The following is a 15,888-nucleotide window of genomic DNA, read 5'->3' on the forward strand; positions in this document are numbered from 1 at the left end:
GGTGCCAGCAGCCGATAAGCTGGCCCGCATGGACACACTGGCCGGCTTGCTGGTTTTCTTCCTGATCGGTCTTGCGGTGGTCCCCTTGCTGCTGCTGGGGCTCTATGTGCTGGCGAGCTGGTTCGGGCTGGGCATGGCCGACCGCGTGCTGGCTGCGGCGGTCGGGATGCTGCGGCTGCAGTGGTTGGGCGCCAGCGTGCTGAACATCGTGGGCGGCCTCGCGCTCACCGCGCTGGGCGTGTGGATGGGCTTGAGGCCGGACCCGGCGGCCTACCGGATGCTGGGGGCGCTGCTGGTGCCGTTCGGGCTGTGGCGGACGGTCAGGGGCGTTGCGCTGGCAGGCGCGTTCGCCAGGGACCGGGACGCGCCGTGATTCGAGTGCCCTAGGCAATGTGGGTGATCACCGTGCCCGCGATGCCCTGCGCAAAGTCGTCGCCGAACACGCGTGCCGGTGTCTCGAAGCCCGCCCGGTGCGCACCGCCGAGCACGCGCCGCGCCGCTTCCACGGCCGCCAGCGGCGTGTACGAATAGCCGTTCACCGTCTCGATGACGGCGCGAGCGACCTCGCCGCCCGCGCCGGTCACTTCGACCACCGCGCGGGCGCGCTGCGCATCGCGCTCTTCCTGGCTCGGCCCGTCGGGCAGTTCAGACAATTCGCCCGACGGAAAAGCCGTGCCCGTCACGTTCACGAACATGGCGATGTCCGGAATGCCCGTCGAATGCCAGGCCGTGACGAGGTCGCCGAACGACAGCGGCGCGCACACGACTTCGCCGTCGCCATTGCCGAAGTCGAACAGCGCGGGCTCGGCCTCCGGCGTAGGCACCAGGGCACCGTTCACGCGCGCCATCAGCCCCGCGCCCACGATTTCACCGGCGCTCACGGCCGACCCGCGCGACATGGACCCGGCCACCTGCAGCGCGATGCGCAGCGACATGGGTTGCGCGACGCGCCGCGACAGCTGCAGCGCCAGGCAGTCGGTAGGCACCACGTCCCAGCCGACGCCAGGCAGCAGCATCACGCCCGCGCGGGCGGCGTCCGGGCCGAGGTGCTCGGCCAGGCGGTACACGTTGATCTCGGCGGTGATGTCCAGGTAGTGCACACCGGCCTCGATGCAGGCGCGCATCAGCGGCTCCGCGGTCCTGGCGAACGGGCCGGCGCAGTTCAGCACCGTGTGGAAGCCGGCCAGCGACGCGGCCAGGCTGGCTGCATCGAGTGGGAATGCGCTGGAGGGCAGGTCCAGCTCACGGGCCAGCGCGGCGAGCTTGCCCGCATCGCGCGCGGCAATGACGACATCGAGCCCCGCCGCCTTGGCCTGCAAGGCCACCATGCGGCCGGTGTAGCCGGTGGCGCCGTAGATGAGCACGCGATCGACAACCCTGCTCATGGCTGCGCCGCCTCTGCGTGCTGCCAACTCTTGTAGACGAACTCCAGGCTGTAGCCATCGGGGTCGAACACGTTGGCGGCGTAGTAGCGCGGGTCGTAGTGCAGCCGCGCACCGGGCGCGCCGTTGTCCCTGGCGCCCGCGGCCATGGCGGCGCGGTAGGCGGCATCGACCGCGGCGGTGCCGTTCGCGACGAAGCCCACATGCATCGCCTGCACCGGCTGCCCTTGCCCCGGGCCTTTCGCCAACCCGTCGCGCAGCCAGAAAAACACGCGCCCGTTCGCGCCGAAGCCCTTCAGGTCGGGATGGCCGGGCGGGCCGTCCTTGCCCGCGTAGTCGTGCCTGCGCGCGATGCCCAGCGGCGCCAGCGCCGCCGTGTAGAACGCCACCGAGCGCTCGACATCGCTCACCGGCAGGAAGATGTGGTCCAGCATGGAATGGCTCCTTGAAATCAGATGTTGTAGCCGCCTGCCACTTCGATGTTCTGCGCGTTGACCCAGCCGCTGTCGGCGGAGAGCAGGCCGGCAATGACGCGGCCCACGTCGTCGGGCGCGCCGATCCGGCCCAGCGCGGTCTGCCCGGCGAGCAGGGTCTCGAACTCGGGCATCTGGTCAAAGGCGCCGCTGGTCATGTCGGTGCGGATGGCGCCCGGAGAAATCGAGTTCGCGCGAATGCCGCGCGGGCCGAACTCCTTGGCCATGTAGCGCGTGAGCACTTCCAGCCCGCCCTTGAACGCCGCATAGGGCGCCGCGCCCGGCGTGGCCACGCGCGTGGTGGCGCTCGTCAGATTCACGATGTGGCCGCCGTCGGCCATCAGCGGCAGCAGCGCCTGGGTCAGAAAGAACGGGCCCTTGAGGTGCACGTTCAACAGCCCGTCGAACTCCGCCTCGGTCACCGATTCGATGCCGTTGAACGCGCCGTAGCCCGCGTTGTTCACCAGCGCGTCGAAGCGGTCGCGGCCCCAGGTGGCGGCCAGCGCGGCGGCCACGCTGTCGCGAAAGCCGGCGAACGAGGCCACCCGGCCCACGTCGAGCGCCAGCGCCACGGCCTTGCCGCCCCCGGCTTCTATCTGGCGGACCACGTCCTGCGCGCCTGCGGCGTGGCTGTTGTAGGTCACGATGACGCCCATGCCGCGCTGCGCGGCGTGGATGGCGGTGCTGGCCCCAAGGCCCCGGCTTGCGCCGGTGATGATGACGATGCTCATGTGTGTGCTCGGTTGAAAAGGGATGCCTGAACGATAGGTTCGGCATCGCATGGGGGGCTGCCCGTTCCTGCCTCAAGACTGCCTATTCCTGCCGCTGGCCTGTGTTTGGAGCACTTCAACGGTTGCGCCGCCGCGCGCATTGCGGTCTGATGGCCGGCATGGAAGAACAACTCGTTGAACTGCGCCGCCTCGCAGCCAAGGCCAGGAACCGGATGACCGAAACCGGCATTCCCCGCGTGGCGATGGTGCAGGGCAAGATCCCCGAGCACGAGCTGAGCGCGGTCTACGACCCGATGGTCAACCTGATCCTGCAGGGCAGCAAGTCGATGACCGTGGGCGACCGCACTCTGCACTATTGCCCGGCCAACTACTTCGTGATGTCCGTCGACCTGCCGGCCGTGGGCACGGTGTGGCCGGCCGCCACCGGCGAGCCCTACCTTGCCGTGGCGCTGACGCTGCAGCCCACGGTGGTCGCCGCGCTGATTGCCGACTTGCCCAAACCCGCCCGCAGCGAGAAAGCCGAAACCGGCTTCTCAGTCGCGGCGGTGACCCCCGACCTGATGGACGCATGGGTGCGCATGCTGCGCCTGATGGAGCGCCCGGACGACATCCCCGCCCTGGCGCCCGTCTACGAGCGCGAGATTCTTTACCGCGTGCTGCAGGGGCCGCAGGGCGCCATGCTGCGCGACATCGCGACGCCCGACAGCGCCATCGGGCGCATCGGCCTGGCGATCCAGTGGATACGCCGCGACTTCGCCGAGCCGCTGCGGGTCGAGGACCTTGCGCAAAAGGCGGCCATGAGCATGTCGGCGTTCCACCGCCACTTCAAGGCCGTGACGGCCCTGAGCCCGGTGCAGTACCAGAAGCGCATCCGCCTGCTGCAGGCGCGCACGCTGATGGTGGTGGGCGGGCGCAGCGTGACCCGCGCCGCCTTCGAGGTCGGCTACGAAAGCGCGACGCAGTTCAGCCGCGAGTACGCCCGCGCCTTCGGGCTGCCGCCGGGGCGCGATGCGCAGCAGATACAGGCGACGTATGCGCCGCACCGCGACAGCGGCGTTCGCACCGGCACCGGCAAGGGCGCTTCGCGCGGGGCGCGGGCGGCAACCCACTGAGCTCTCCGGCCGGCGCGCACATTCAAATCACGTCGGCCACCGTCGCGCGTTGCGCGGGCGACTTGAAGCGGGCCACGTCCCGCCCGGGTGGCAAGCCGAACAGGCGCGCGTATTCGCGGTTGAACTGCGACGCGCTTTCGTAGCCCACGGAGTAGGCGATGGACGCCGCGTCGCGCGGCTCGAACAACAGCAGCCAGCGCGCCCGCAGCAGGCGCAGACGCTTCTGGTATTGGATGGGTGTCATGGCCGTGATCGACTTGAAGTGGCGGTAGAAGGCCGCCACGCTCATGTCCGCCATCGCTGCGATGTGCTCCACGCGAAAGGCCTCGGTGTAGTGCTCGCGAATCCAGTGGATCGCGCGGCGAACCTGCGGCAGCCGCCCGTCGGGGCGCGCCATGTCGCGCAGCGTGCCGCCGAGCGGCCCCTGCAGCGCGCGAAACAAGATTTCGCGTTCGATCATCGGCGCCAGCACCGCCGCTTCCGCCGGCCGGTCCGTCAGCCGCATCATGCGCAGCCAGGCGTCGAGCATTTCGTCGGTCGCCGCCACGCCCTGGAAGCCAGGCGCCTGGGTCGCCGCACCGTTTTCGACTTCACCATGCAGCAGGCCGGCGATGACCTGGGGGTCGAGCGTGAGGCTGATCGCGAGGTAGGGGCGGCCCGGACCGCCCTGGCGAATCTGGCCGGTGGCGGGCACGTCCACCGGCACCAGGAAGTACGTGGCCGATTCGTATCGCGACAGCTTGTCGCCGATGGACAGCGTTTTCGCGCCCTGCAGCACCAGGTGCAGCATCGGCTGGTAGACCTGGTCCGCGCAAACCTCGGCACGCACCATCGCCACGCGCGGCAGCCCGGTGGCGGTCCACTTGTTTTCCGCGCGCATCACGATGCTGCGCAGTTCGTCCATTGCATTCGTCATCTGCCGATCATGTTGCCGCCCCGGCGGCGGCACAAGACTCGTGAGAAGAAAAGGCAATGACCGGAGAGAAACCGGCAGCCGCGCAACGCCGGCGAGACGAACACTTGAACGCACAGGACAACGCGTCCGCGCGTCCGCGCATCCGCTCATCCGGGACGCGGGCACGTCAGCCTGTGCAACCAGTCAGCCAAACAACCCATCAACCATTCATTCAAAGGTCCATCATGAAACTGGAAAGAAAAGTCGCCATCGTCACAGGCGCATCGAGCGGCATCGGCGCGGGCATCGCCAAGGCGCTGGCCGCCGAAGGCGCGAGCGTGATCGTGAACTACGCCAGCAGCAAGCAGGGCGCCGAAGCCGTGGTCGCAGCCATCGAGGCGGCGGGCGGAAAGGCGCTCGCGGTGCAGGCCGACATGAGCAAGTCACAGGACGTGGCCCGCCTCTTCGACACGGTGCAGGCCACGCACGGCAGGCTCGACGTGCTGGTGAACAACGCTGGCGTCGCCGTGTTCGAGATGGTGGCCGACCTGACCGAGGAAGCCTTCCACAAGCAATTCGACATCAACGTGCTGGGCTACTTCCTGGCCATTCGCGAAGCGGTGAAGCACTTCGGCGACGACGGCGGCAGCATCGTCAACATCAGCTCGATCCTGAGCACCGACCCCTACCTGGCCTCCAGCGTGTACGCGGCCACCAAGGGCGCCGTCGACACGATGACTTTCGCGCTGGCCCGCGAACTGGGGCCGCGCAAGATCCGCGTGAACTCCATCCTGCCGGGCCATACCAACACGCCCGCGACCGACGGCAACTTTGCCGGCGAGTTCGGCGCCAAGCTCATTGCCGGAACACCGCTCGGGCGATTCGGCGAGCCCGGGGATATCGCACCCGTTGCGGTTTTCCTGGCGTCGCAGAACTCCCGCAAGGTCACGGGCGAGTCGCTTCGCGCCGCGGGCGGCGTGCGCGGCGTGGGCTACTGAGCGTCAGGCGCGGCCCATCCGATCAACATCCAAGGCCCGCTCGAACACGTTCAAAAATTCTGCGGTCATAGACTTGTCGCAGGCAATCTGAAGCGGGGTTTCCAGCCTCGCGATGCAGTGTTGCATGGCCCCGATGTCCATCCGAAGCCTCTGCCGGTTGCAACAAACGATGCAACGCACGAGGCGAGGTTCGAAGGACTCGGCGGCAGCCCCACATCACGGATCGAACGACAGGAATGGCTGAAGGTATGAATCACCGAGTTCGGGTTGTCAGCGTGTTCGCCTCAGGCCCCGACGGCGGCAACCCGGCCCCCATCGTCGTTGACGCGGCCGGCATGACGGACGCCGATATGCAGCAGGTGGCGCGCTCGCACGGGCACGAAAGCGGGTTCGTGTTTCCGGCGCCGGCGGGTTCGGGCTGCGACTTCGAGTTCAGGTTCTGGGTGCCCAACCACGAGATGTCGATGTGCGGGCACGCCACGGTCGGCGCGCTCTGGCTGCTGGAGCGACTGGGCCGGCTGCCCGGCGACAGCTACACCATCCTGACGCGCAGCGGCCGCGTCGAGGCCAAGGTCGGCGAGCGCACGGAACAGGGCGCGCAGATCGAAATCTCGCAGCCCCTCGGCCATGTCGAGCCGCTGGCCGATGCGGACAGGAGCCGCGCTGACATCGTCGACGTGCTGGGCCTGAATGCGGACGACCTCCTGCCCCTGCCGGTACAGAACGCCGCGACCAGCCGCGTGAAGACGCTGGTTCCGCTGAAAAGCGTGGCCACGCTCGACCGCCTGACGCCCGACTTCTCCCGCATCGAAGCGCTGTGCGAGCGCATCGGCTCCACCGGGCTCTATCCGTATGCCGTGTCCGACCCGGGCGCGCAGGTGGTCGACGCGCGGCAGTTCCCGAGCTCTTCGGGCTACCCCGAAGACGCCGCCACCGGCATCGCGGCCTCGGCGCTGGCCTTCGGCCTGCTGTCCAACGGGATGGTGGAGGCCTCGCAGCGCCGCATCGCGATTCGACAAGGCCGCGCGATGCAGCGGCCCTCCGAAATCTCGGTGCGCTTCCGGCTCGACCAGGGGCGCCCGGCGGGCTGCTGGCTCGGTGGCGCCGTGCGGATGGCGCAGCACGAGCAAGGCGATTTGTCATGAGCAACAGCAACAGCAAGCGCAACAGCACCTGCCCTGCGGGCCGGCCCGGTTAACCAACGAGGAGAAAACCATGCAACGTAGAGAGCTTCTTCAACTGGGCCTGATCGCGGCGCCCACGATCCTTCTTTCGAACTCGGCACGGGCGCAAGAGGGCGAACTGGTCATCGGCTCGGCCGCCACCAACCCGCCCTTCGGGTTCCGCGACGGCGACCGCTATTCGGGTTTCGACTTCGAGGTGTTCACCGAAATCGCCAAGAGCCTCAACCGCAAATGGCGGCTGCAATCGATGGAGTTCGGCGCGCTCATTCCGGCGCTGCAGACCGGCAACATCGACGCCATCGTGTCGCAGCTCTTCATTCGCCCGGCACGCCAGAAGGTCATCGACTTTTCCGACCCCTACTACAAGAGCGGCCTCATCGCGGTGACCCGCATCGACAACAAGACCATCAACTCGCCCGACGACCTCGCGGGCAAGACCATCGGCACCGAGACCGGCACGCTGGCGGTCGAGTTCATCAAGGACCACGTGAAGGGCGCGACCGTGGCGCAGCTGTCGAGCGTGAACAACGCCTTGCTCGCCCTGGAGGCCGGTCGCACGGACGCGGTGGTCTACGACAAGCCGGTGCTCATGTACTACGCGGCCAACGTGGGCAAGGGAAAGATCCGCATCGTGCAACCGGCGCTCGAAGGGCTGGACGTGGGCGTCGGCTTCAAGAAGGGCAGCCCGCTGGTCGCGCCGACCAACGTGGCGCTGGCGGCCATGCGTGCCGACGGCCGCCTGAAGGCGATCCGCGAGAAGTGGTTCGGCGTGGGCGCCGACTGAGCGCGGCAACGACACCCCCAACCCCGCACTTGATCGGACCTCTGAAGTGAACTTCGATTGGACCGCCATCGTCGAGGCCCTGCCCGAACTGATGCAGGGCCTCCAGCTGACCCTGTGGATCGCGCTCGCCGGCCTGGCCGGCGGCATCGTGCTGGGCGTGCTCACGGGCGTGACGCTGACCTATGGCGGCTGGAAAGCGCAGGCCCCTGCGCAGCTCTATGTCGCCCTGATCCGGGGCACGCCCATCACCGTGCAGGTGATGTTCGTGTACTTCGCACTGCCCATCCTGCTGAACGTGCGCATCAGCGCGACCAACGCCGGCATCCTGACGCTCATCATCAACTCCGGCGCCTACAACGCCGAGATCGTGCGCGGCGCGCTCAACAGCGTGCCCCACGGGCTGCGCGAAGCCGGGCTCGCCATGGGCCTGGGCTTTCGCAAGGTGCTGACCCACGTCATCGCGCCCATCGCGGTGCGCAGGGCGCTGCCGGCCATGGGGAACCAGTTTGTCGCGGTGGTGAAGGACACGTCGATCTTCCTGGTCATCGGCGTGGGCGAGCTCACCCGGCGCGGGCAGGAAATCATGGCGGCCAACTTCAAGGCCGTCGAGATCTGGGCCGCGGTGGCGCTGATCTACCTGGCCGTCATCAGCATTCTTGCTTTCAGTCTCCGATACGTCGAACGGGCGGTGCGCTTGCCATGACCATGGTCGAATTCAAGAAAGTCACCAAGCGCTTCGGCGCGAACCTGGTGCTCCAGCCCATCGACCTTGCGGTCGACCAGGGCGAGGTCGCGGTGGTGATCGGCCCGTCCGGATCGGGCAAGTCGACCATGCTGCGTTGCGTGAACGTGCTCGAGACGATCAGCGAGGGCGACCTGCTGGTCGACGGCGTGAGCGTGCGCGGCAACGCGCGCGACGTGCGCCACATCCGGCTCGAGGCCGGCATGGTGTTCCAGCAGTTCAACCTGTTTCCGCACCTCACCGCGTTGCAGAACGTGATGTTCGGGCCCATTCGCTCGCGCAACAAGAGCAAGGCCGAGGCGCGCGAGATCGCCTGCGCCCTGCTGCAGAAGGTCGGCTTGGCGGAGCGCATGAACCACTACCCGTCGCAGCTGTCGGGCGGGCAGCAGCAGCGCGTGGCCATCGCGCGCGCGCTGGCCGTAGGCCCCAAGCTGATGCTGTTCGACGAGCCCACCTCGGCGCTGGACCCGGAGCTGCGCCAGGAGGTGCTCAAGGTGATGCAGACGCTGGCGGCCGAAGGCATGACGATGATCGTCGTGACCCACGAGATGGCCTTTGCCCAGCGGGTCGGTTCGCGCCTGCTGTTCATGGACGGCGGCCAGCTCGTGCACGACGGCAAGCCGGCCGAGCTGCTGGCGAACCCGCCCAGCGAGCGCCTGCGCGACTTTCTGCTGCACGTGCACTGAGGCATTGCAGGGCGCGACAACGGCGGCACGCGCCGCCGTTGTCGATGCCTGCCGGTTCCCTTCCCTGTTTCCTGGAGTTTTCAGCCGTGATGAATGCGTCGGCCTTCAAGGCCACCTATGGTTTCAACCGCGACGAGGTCAGGCTCGGCAACTGGCGCGAGGCGCCGTGGAACGTGTGGGCGTTTCGCCATGTCAGCGAGTTCATCCCCACCGCCCGCATCGCCGCCACGCCCGGCCTCACCGAGGAGCCCGTCGCCAGTGCGGACGACCTGCTGCGCCAGCAGTTCACGCGCGGCGGCACCGCGCTCAGCGTGGCCGATGCGCTGCGAACGACATCGACCGACGCCATGGTGGTGATGAAGCGCGGGCGCGTCGTCGCCGACTTTCATGCGCCGCAGTTCGACCTGCAAAGCCGCCACATCCTGTTCTCGGCGAGCAAGTCGGTGACCTCGGTGGTCGCGGGCATCCTGCACGAAGACGGCCTGCTCGACTTCGACGAGCTCGTGCCCCGCTACGTGCCGGAGCTCAAGGGGTCGGCCTACGGCGATGCACGGGTGCGCGACGTGCTCGACATGCGCGTGAGCCTGGACTTCGAGGAGGTCTACCACGACCCCGACGGCCTCTACGCGCGCTACCGCCGGGCCGGGCTGCTGGAGCCCTCGCGCCCTGGTGAAACCGAGAACGAAACCGTGGTCGAGTTCATTGCCAAGCTGAAGAAGGGCAAGGGAGCGCACGGCGGTCCGTACCACTACGCCTCGCCCAACTCGGACGTGCTCGGGCTGGTCATACAAGGGGCCTCGGGCCGGCGCTTTTCCGACCTGGCCTCGCAGCGCCTGTTCCAGCCGGTGGGCGCCAGGCAGGACGCCTACGTGACCGTCGACCGCGCCGGCACGCCGCGCACGGGCGGCGGCATCAACATGACGCCGCGCGACCTCGCGCGCATCGGCGAAATGCTGCGCCAGGGCGGCACGGCCAACGGCCGGCGCATCGTCTCGCAGGCGTGGGTGGAAGACACCGTCACCGGCGGCTCGGCGCAGGCCTGGGCTGGCGGCGAATCCACGTCGTGGCTGCCGCAGGGCCGCTACCGCAACAAGTGGTACCAGACCGGTGCGGGCAACGGCGCCTTCTTCGCGCTGGGCATCCACGGCCAGTGGCTGTACGTGGACCCGCGCGCCGAGATGGTGATCGCCAAGTTCTCGTCGCAGCCCGATGCCATCGTGGACGACGCCAAGACGCTCAACCTCGCGCTGTTCGAGGCGATCGCGAGGATGGTCTAGATGGCCTGACGGCTGCGCGCCGTCGCCCTCGGCCCCGCGCACCCATTCGATTCGCAGGGAAGGCCCCCTGCCATCCCTTCACTCTTTCGCAGAGCCCGAACCCAGCATGCCACTGACACCCCCGACCACAGACAACACGACCAGCGCAAGCAAGGCGCCAGTGACCGTCTTCGGTCCCGACTTTCCCTTCGCCTTCGACGACTGGATCCGCCACCCCGCCGGCCTGGGCGTGCTGCCGGCCGAGCACCACGGTGCCGAAGTCGCCATCGTCGGCGCCGGCATGGCCGGCATGGTGGCCGCCTACGAGCTGATGAAGCTGGGCCTGAAGCCGGTGCTGTACGAGGCATCGAAGATGGGCGGGCGGCTTCGCTCGCAGGCCTTCGAAGGCGCGCAAGGCGTGGTCGCGGAGCTGGGCGGCATGCGCTTCCCGGTGTCGGGAACGGCGTTCTATCACTACGTCGACCAGCTGGGGCTGGAGACCCGGGCGTTTCCCAACCCGCTCACGCCCGCCTCCGGCAGCACCGTGGTCGACCTGGAGGGCGCGACGCACTACGCGCAGACGCTGGCCGACCTGCCGCCCATGTTCGCGCAGGTGGCCGACGCCTGGCGCGAGGCGCTGGAAGACGGCGCGACGTTCACCGCCATGCAGGACGCCATCCGCACGCGCGACGTGCCGACGCTGAAGGCCCTGTGGAACCGGCTGGTGCCGCTGTGGGACGACCGCACTTTCTACGACTTCGTCGCCACGTCGAAGGCCTTTTCCGGCCTGTCGTTCCAGCACCGCGAGGTGTTCGGCCAGGTCGGCTTCGGCACGGGCGGGTGGGACTCCGACTTTCCCAACTCGATGCTCGAGATTCTTCGCGTCGTGATGACCAACTGCGACGACGAGCAGCGGCTGATCGTCGGCGGCGTGGAGCAGGTGCCCCTGGGCCTCTGGCGCCACGCGCCCGACACGCTCGCGCACTGGCCCGCGGGCACCTCGCTGGCCAGCCTGCATGCAGGGGCGCCGCGCGCGGGCGTGGAAGCCATTCGCCGCCAGGCCGACGGGCGCCTGGCCGTCATCGACCGCTGGGGCGACCGCCAGGCGTACGCCGCCGTGCTGACGACCTGCCAGAGCTGGCTGCTCACCACGCAGATCGATTGCGACGAGTCGCTGTTCTCGCACAAGATGTGGATGGCGCTGGACCGCACGCGCTACATGCAGTCGAGCAAGACCTTCGTCATGGTCGACCGCCCCTTCTGGAAAGACAAGGACCCGGAGACCGGCCGCGACGTGATGAGCATGACGCTGACCGACCGCCTCACGCGCGGCACCTACCTGTTCGACAACGGCCCCGGCAAGCCCGGCGTGATGTGCCTGTCGTATGCGTGGATGGGCGACGCGCTGAAGATGCTGCCGCAGTCGCCCGAGAAGCGGGTGAAGCTCGCGCTGGGTGCCTTGAAGAAGATCTACCCGAAGGTGGACATCGCGAGCCACATCATCGGCGACCCGATCACCATCTCGTGGGAGGCCGACCCGCATTTTCTCGGTGCCTTCAAGGGCGCCCTGCCCGGCCACTACCGCTACAACCAGCGCATGTTCGCGCACTTCATGCAGGACGACATGCCCGAGGCGCAGCGCGGCATCTTCATTGCGGGCGACGACGTGTCGTGGACGCCGGCGTGGGTCGAGGGCGCCGTGCAGACATCGCTGAACGCCGTGTGGGGCATCCTGCGGCACTTCGGCGGGCGCACCCATGCGGACAACCCCGGCCCGGGCGACGTGTTCCACGCCATCGGCCCCATGGCGCTGCCCGAATGAACGACCTGCGACTGGCGTTGCTGCAGTGCGAATCGATGCCGGGCGATGTCGCGGCGAACATGCGGCGGCTCGCGCAGGCGTGCGAGGACGCCGCGGACGCGGGCGCGCACCTGCTGGTCACGCCCGAGATGTTCCTGACGGGCTACAACATCGGGCGAGCGGCGGTCGCTGCGTTTGCAGACGGTGCACGGCACCGCGAGCGCGTGGAGGCGGTTGCCGCTATCGCGCGCAGGCACCGCATCGCGGTCGTCTTCGGCCACCCGGAGCGCGTGCCGGGCGGCGGCGTGGCGAACACCGCCGTCTGCGTGGACGCGGGTGGGCAGCTGCTGGGGCGCTACCGCAAGACGCACCTGTTCGGCGACCTGGACCGCGACATGTTCAGCGCAGGCGCGGGAGACGAAGCGCTGTTCGACGTTCTCGGCTGGAACATCGGCATGTTGATCTGCTACGACGTGGAGTTCGCGGAGAACACGCGCCGGCTCGCGCTGCAGGGCGCGAACCTGATCGTGGTGCCCACCGCGAACATGGTCGGCTTCGACTTTGTCGCGCAGCACCTGGTGCCGACCCGCGCGTATGAGAACCAGGTGTTCGTCGCGTACGCCAACTTCTGCGGGCGGGAAGCGGATCTTGCGTACGGCGGACTGAGCTGCGTGGCGGCGCCCGATGGCACCGTGCCGGCGCGTGGCGGCCGGCTGCCTGCGCTGGTGATGGCGGACCTGAAATCGGAGGCCTTGGTCGAAGGGCGACGGCGGCTGCGGCACCTGGCGGATTTCCGCGGCATGCGGGACGCGGGGCGCTGACCGCCGCGCGGTGAATCAGTGTTGCGCGTTCGCCGTGCGGGAGTCTTGGCTGCCGGCAGTTCGCAATCTGCGATTGCGATTCGCGTCTTGCTATTTACTGTCGGCGGGAAGCGAGCCATGCAACACGACACCCGGCACGTCGAGCACATGCATCAGCACGTTCCCATGCGTGGAGTCGGTGACGAAAAGCGTCGACCTGTCTGGCCCGCCGAAGGCGATGTTCGTGGTCGACGCACCGGCCGGGCCGCGCAGCACCATCACGGGTTCCGCGCGCGTGTTCAGCACCCAGACGTAGCCCAGCCCCGGGTTGGCGACCAGCACCCGCCCCTGCATGTCGACGGCCAGCCCGTCGGGCCCGCTGGGCCCGTAGGACGTGAAGAACTGGCTTACCTTGGCGACGCTGCCGTCGGCCAGCAGCGGCACGCGCCAGACGCAGTTGCCCCGCGTCACCGCAAGGTAGAGCACCTTGCCGTCCGGAGACAGGGCCACGCCGTTCGGGCTGGGCACGTTCGACAGGAGCAGGTCGAGCTGGCCGCCCGGGCGCAGGCGATAGAGCCGGCCCGATGGGTCGTGAAGCCCGCTCTGCCCCTGGTCCGTGAAGTAGATGTTGCCCTGCGCGTCGAGCACCAGGTCGTTCACGCCCTTGAAGCTCTCGGTGTTGCGCCGCTGCAGGTGCGGCGTGACGCGGCCGGTCCGCACGTCCACCCGCATCAGGCCGTTCTTGTAGTCGGTGACGAGCAAGGTTCCGGCGTCGATGAACTTCATGCCGTTGGGTTCGCCGTCGTACTCGGCCACCTGCGTCCATGCGCCCGCCGGATCGATACGGAAGATGCGGCCGAAGGGAATGTCCGACACGTAGAGGTTGCCCGCGTCGTCGAACACAGGCCCTTCGAGGAAAGAGTCGGTCGGCGCCCCGCCGCGGTTGGCGTCGGCCCAGACACTGCGCTGGGGCCGCCGCAACGGCGTGGGCATTGTGGTGAAGGTCTGCAGTTCGAGCACCTGGGGCGCTTGCAGAAAGTACATGGGGGTCTCCTTGTCAGCCGATGCCGCGGCGTTCGATGCGCGCAGGCCCGACTTGATCACGCGGTCGCGAATCCGTAAAGCTTCGCGGGGTTGTCCACCAGGATGCGATCGCGCACGGCGGCGCTGTCGCACCAGGCCGCGAGCACGTCGGCCAGGTCGGCATCGTTCACAGTGTCGGGGGCTTCGGTGGTGTGGGGCCAGTCGCTGCCCCACACCAGGCGCTCCGGCGCCGCGGCGACCAGCGCGCGGCCGAGGTCGAAGGCATCGCCGTAGGCGGGTGCTCCGTCGCGCGACCGCATGTACACGCCCGACAGCTTCATCCATGTGTTGCCGCCATCGAGCAGGCGACGCGCTGCCGCATAGGCCTCGCCTTTGGTGCCTTCGGCCGGATCGATGCGGCCCATGTGGTCGATGACCAGCGGCACCGGCAGGCCGGCGAGCACCGGGGCGAGCGCCACCAGCTGCTCCGGCTGCACGAACACCTGCACGTGCCAGCCCAGCCGGGCCACCTTGCGCGCCAGGGTGGTCAGCATCTCCGGCGTGGTGACGCCCCACGACTGCGGCGTGACGAAGTTCACCCGCAGCCCGCACACGCGCTGCGCTGCGAGCGCGTCGAGCGCGCTGTCGGCCACTTGGTGCCCGACGACGGCCACGCCGCGGGCCTGCTCTCCCAGTTGCGCGAGCGCGTCGAGCGTGCAGGCGTTGTCGGTGCCGTAGGTGGAAGGGTTGACCACCACGGTGCGCGAGGTTCCGAGCCGCTGCTGCAGCCGGCGATACGCCGACACCTCGGCGCGCGGCGGCTGGCGCTTCCAGTGCGGCGACGGCGCGAACCGCGGGTCGAAGATGTGCATGTGGCTGTCGCAGGCATCGCGTGGCAGCGCGAGCGCGGGGCGGTGGGTTCCCACCGAATGGGGGACCGGCTGCGCGTCGGGCGCGTCGGGCAACTCAGACAGGTCAGGCATGGGGTTCATGAAGGGTCTTCAGTCGAGCTTGATGTTGCCCTTGCGAATCACCTCGGCCCACTTCGCGTCTTCCTTCTTCAGGAACTCGGCGAACTCGGCCGGCGTCGAGCCCACCGGTTGCACGCCGACGTCCACGAAACGGCGCTTCACATCGTCTTCCTTCAGCACCTCGATCACCGCCTTGTGGAGCTTGTCGGCAATGGGTGCGGGCGTGCCGGCGGGCACGAGCAAGCCGTTCCATTCGTAGGCCTCGTAGCCGGGCGCCACCGTTTCGGCCAGCGTCGGAACCTCCGGCAGGCGCGCTGAGCGCTGCGGCGACGACGCCGCCAGCGCGCGCAGCTTGCCGGACGACACCAGCGGGTACGAGGCGGCGATGGTGCTGAACATGAAGTCGACCTGCCCGCCCATGACATCGACGATGGCGGGGCCGCCGCTCTTGTAGCCGACGTGCACCATGTCCAGGCCGAGCCGCTGGCGCAACAGCTCCGCCGCCAGCCGCTGCATGGTGCCGCTGCCACCCGACGCGTAGTTCATCTTGCCGGGCTCGGCCTTGGCCTTGTCCACCAGGTCCTTGATGCTCTTGAGGGGCGACTCCGCGCGCACGATGACGATGTTGGGCGCCAGCGCGACCAGCGCCAGCGGCTGCAACGCGTTGCTGGCGTACGGCATGCGGGGGAACAGGTGCGGGTTGATGGAGTACGGCGTGGCGTCGTACAGCACCGTGTAGCCGTCGGGCGCGGCCTTGGCGGCGAAGGCCGCGCCGATGGTGCCGCTGGCACCGGGGCGGTTGTCGACGATCACGCTGGTACCCAGCTTCTGGCCGACGCGCACCGCGAGCACGCGCGCCAGGGCATCGGCAGAGCCGCCCGGCGCGTACGGAACGACGAGGGTGATGGGGCGCTCCGGGTAGGCAGCGGAGGCGGAGGCGGAGGCGGAAGCGGAAGCGGAGGCCGGGGCGGCATGCGCGAACAGGGTGGCGAACACAGCGGTGCCGACGCACGCCGCGAGCAGGCCTTTGTCGAAATTTTTCATGGTGTC

Annotated in this window: 18 protein-coding genes; 10 read left to right on the forward strand and 8 right to left on the reverse strand. The window is 68.7% G+C overall.

Annotation, left to right across the window (positions count from 1 at the left end):
• Positions 1 to 28: 28 nt before the first annotated feature.
• Positions 29 to 373 (forward strand): hypothetical protein, encoded by a 345-nt coding sequence (locus QTI51_RS12635; RefSeq protein WP_286513813.1) that lies wholly within the window; start codon positions 29 to 31, stop codon positions 371 to 373.
• Between the two features lie 10 nt (positions 374 to 383).
• Here QTI51_RS12635 and QTI51_RS12640 read toward each other — a convergent pair whose 3' ends face one another.
• From QTI51_RS12640 to QTI51_RS12650, 3 genes are read right to left on the reverse strand one after another with little or no spacing between them, the layout of a single operon-like run.
• Positions 384 to 1,385 carry a saccharopine dehydrogenase family protein gene (locus QTI51_RS12640; RefSeq protein WP_286513814.1) on the reverse strand — a complete coding sequence of 334 codons (1,002 nt, stop codon included), beginning with the start codon at positions 1,383 to 1,385 and terminating at the stop codon, positions 384 to 386.
• Positions 1,382 to 1,816 carry a VOC family protein gene (locus QTI51_RS12645; RefSeq protein WP_286513816.1) on the reverse strand — a complete coding sequence of 145 codons (435 nt, stop codon included), beginning with the start codon at positions 1,814 to 1,816 and terminating at the stop codon, positions 1,382 to 1,384. Before QTI51_RS12645 ends, QTI51_RS12640 begins: the two co-directional genes overlap by 4 nt.
• Before the next feature lie 17 nt (positions 1,817 to 1,833).
• Complete coding sequence (locus tag QTI51_RS12650) at positions 1,834 to 2,586, reverse strand: SDR family NAD(P)-dependent oxidoreductase (RefSeq protein ID WP_286513817.1); 753 nt, start codon at positions 2,584 to 2,586, stop codon at positions 1,834 to 1,836.
• Positions 2,587 to 2,744: 158 nt separating this feature from the next.
• Here QTI51_RS12650 and QTI51_RS12655 point away from each other — a divergent pair, with 158 nt between their 5' ends.
• Entirely contained in the window at positions 2,745 to 3,698 is a 954-nt protein-coding gene (locus tag QTI51_RS12655; RefSeq protein WP_286513820.1) for an AraC family transcriptional regulator, read from the forward strand.
• A gap of 22 nt (positions 3,699 to 3,720) precedes the next feature.
• Here QTI51_RS12655 and QTI51_RS12660 read toward each other — a convergent pair whose 3' ends face one another.
• The gene (locus QTI51_RS12660; RefSeq protein WP_286513823.1) at positions 3,721 to 4,614 is read right to left on the reverse strand and encodes an AraC family transcriptional regulator; all 894 of its coding nucleotides are present in this window, start codon (positions 4,612 to 4,614) and stop codon (positions 3,721 to 3,723) included.
• A 224-nt stretch (positions 4,615 to 4,838) separates the two neighbouring features.
• On the opposite strand from QTI51_RS12660, the gene QTI51_RS12665 reads away from it, so the two are divergent.
• Positions 4,839 to 5,591, forward strand: a complete 753-nt coding sequence (locus QTI51_RS12665; protein WP_503011507.1) for an SDR family NAD(P)-dependent oxidoreductase — start codon at positions 4,839 to 4,841, stop codon at positions 5,589 to 5,591.
• 3 nt (positions 5,592 to 5,594) lie between these two features.
• On the opposite strand, the gene QTI51_RS12670 is transcribed toward QTI51_RS12665, so the two are convergent.
• Positions 5,595 to 5,717, reverse strand: a complete 123-nt coding sequence (locus tag QTI51_RS12670) for a hypothetical protein (protein ID WP_286547610.1) — start codon at positions 5,715 to 5,717, stop codon at positions 5,595 to 5,597.
• 122 nt (positions 5,718 to 5,839) lie between these two features.
• On the opposite strand from QTI51_RS12670, the gene QTI51_RS12675 reads away from it, so the two are divergent.
• From QTI51_RS12675 to QTI51_RS12705, 7 genes are all read left to right on the forward strand, one after another.
• Positions 5,840 to 6,736, forward strand: coding sequence for a PhzF family phenazine biosynthesis protein (locus QTI51_RS12675; RefSeq protein ID WP_286513828.1), 897 nt, complete (start codon positions 5,840 to 5,842; stop codon positions 6,734 to 6,736).
• 70 nt (positions 6,737 to 6,806) lie between these two features.
• Complete coding sequence (locus QTI51_RS12680) at positions 6,807 to 7,559, forward strand: transporter substrate-binding domain-containing protein (RefSeq protein ID WP_286513830.1); 753 nt, start codon at positions 6,807 to 6,809, stop codon at positions 7,557 to 7,559.
• Positions 7,560 to 7,605: 46 nt separating this feature from the next.
• Positions 7,606 to 8,262, forward strand: a complete 657-nt coding sequence (gene glnP, locus QTI51_RS12685) for a glutamine ABC transporter permease GlnP (protein WP_116914068.1) — start codon at positions 7,606 to 7,608, stop codon at positions 8,260 to 8,262.
• Entirely contained in the window at positions 8,259 to 8,987 is a 729-nt protein-coding gene (gene glnQ / locus QTI51_RS12690; RefSeq protein ID WP_286513832.1) for a glutamine ABC transporter ATP-binding protein GlnQ, read from the forward strand. Before glnP ends, glnQ begins: the two co-directional genes overlap by 4 nt.
• 89 nt (positions 8,988 to 9,076) lie before the next feature.
• On the forward strand, positions 9,077 to 10,264 hold the full coding sequence (locus QTI51_RS12695; protein ID WP_286515693.1) for a serine hydrolase domain-containing protein: 1,188 nt from the start codon (positions 9,077 to 9,079) through the stop codon (positions 10,262 to 10,264).
• Between the two features lie 106 nt (positions 10,265 to 10,370).
• The gene (locus QTI51_RS12700; protein WP_286513834.1) at positions 10,371 to 12,065 is read left to right on the forward strand and encodes a flavin monoamine oxidase family protein; all 1,695 of its coding nucleotides are present in this window, start codon (positions 10,371 to 10,373) and stop codon (positions 12,063 to 12,065) included.
• Entirely contained in the window at positions 12,062 to 12,865 is an 804-nt protein-coding gene (locus tag QTI51_RS12705) for a carbon-nitrogen hydrolase family protein (protein ID WP_286513838.1), read from the forward strand. The genes QTI51_RS12700 and QTI51_RS12705 overlap by 4 nt, the downstream gene beginning before the upstream one ends.
• A gap of 90 nt (positions 12,866 to 12,955) precedes the next feature.
• On the opposite strand, the gene QTI51_RS12710 is transcribed toward QTI51_RS12705, so the two are convergent.
• Genes QTI51_RS12710 through QTI51_RS12720 form a run of 3 tightly spaced genes read right to left on the reverse strand, consistent with a single transcriptional unit; the run spans position 12,956 to position 15,882 of the window.
• On the reverse strand, positions 12,956 to 13,888 hold the full coding sequence (locus tag QTI51_RS12710; RefSeq protein WP_286513840.1) for an SMP-30/gluconolactonase/LRE family protein: 933 nt from the start codon (positions 13,886 to 13,888) through the stop codon (positions 12,956 to 12,958).
• A 56-nt stretch (positions 13,889 to 13,944) separates the two neighbouring features.
• Positions 13,945 to 14,850, reverse strand: coding sequence for an amidohydrolase family protein (locus QTI51_RS12715; protein ID WP_503011508.1), 906 nt, complete (start codon positions 14,848 to 14,850; stop codon positions 13,945 to 13,947).
• Between the two features lie 18 nt (positions 14,851 to 14,868).
• On the reverse strand, positions 14,869 to 15,882 hold the full coding sequence (locus QTI51_RS12720) for a tripartite tricarboxylate transporter substrate binding protein (RefSeq protein WP_286513844.1): 1,014 nt from the start codon (positions 15,880 to 15,882) through the stop codon (positions 14,869 to 14,871).
• Between the last annotated feature and the right edge of the window lie 6 nt (positions 15,883 to 15,888).

It is taken from the genome of Variovorax sp. J22G73, assembly GCF_030317035.1.
GTDB lineage: Bacteria > Pseudomonadota > Gammaproteobacteria > Burkholderiales > Burkholderiaceae_C > Variovorax.